Origin of the sequence: uncultured Faecalibacterium sp. (assembly GCF_900066275.1) — a bacterium.
Classification (GTDB): domain Bacteria; phylum Bacillota; class Clostridia; order Oscillospirales; family Ruminococcaceae; genus Faecalibacterium; species Faecalibacterium taiwanense.
The window spans coordinates 1-941 of record NZ_FMFG01000094.1; the positions used below are offsets into that span (position 1 = coordinate 1).

A 941-nucleotide genomic window follows, 5' to 3' on the forward strand; every position below is an offset into this window, starting at 1 on the left:
GATGATGGTTACAGCGGTACGAACTCTGACCGCCCTGCCTTTCAGGAACTTCTGGATGATATCCGGGAAGGAAAGGTGGCAACAGTCATTACCAAAGACCAGTCCCGACTTGGACGCAACCACATCGAAACCGGAACGTATATGGAAATCTTCTTTCCTGAGCACGGTGTCCGCTATATTGCAATCAACGATGGTTATGATTCCAACGAGCAATCCCAGATGGATATTGCTCCGTTCAGAAACATCATCAATGAAATGTACGCCAAAGACACTTCCCGAAAAATCAAGAGTGCCCTTCGGACACGCAAGAAAAGCGGAAAGTATATCTCCAGCAACGCACCGTTTGGCTACCAGAAAGACCCTGCCGACCACAATCACCTTGTGATTGACCCGAACACCGCCCCTGTTGTTGAGTACATCTATTCAATGGCAGAGGAAGGGCTGGGGCTTCACCGCATCGCCAAGCGGCTCCACGATGAAAAAGTTCTGAAGCCGTGTTACTACAAGAAAGAGATGTTTGGCCGCTTTATTGATGATGAAAAGATGTATGATTGGGATAATGCCTATATCAGTCAGGTTCTGCACAGCCCGGTCTACGCCGGACACATCATCTACGAAGCCAAGCCCACCGTGTCCATGAAATCCAAAAAGCGACGTTATATTCCGTTTGAAGAACGTGCCATCGTTCCGAATACACATGAAGCAATCATCCCACAAGACCGTTGGGAGAACGTGCAGCGCATCCTTTACAGCCGTTCTGGCTGCTTTATGTGTGATAAGACCGACTACGACAATATTTTCAAGGGAATTATCCGCTGTGCAGACTGCGGCAGAACGATGTTAGTCAAGGTTGAGCACAGGCGCAAACGCAACAGTGTTCTGGATCAGACCTTTTATTGTTGCAGCACTTATCGGAAATATGGTGCGAAAGCCTGTGACTC

General features: G+C 48.4%; 1 protein-coding gene. It reads left to right on the forward strand.

Annotated features, from left to right (window positions below):
* A partial coding sequence (locus QZL71_RS13150) for a recombinase family protein (RefSeq protein WP_294649199.1) occupies positions 1-941 on the forward strand: 941 nt, incomplete at both ends.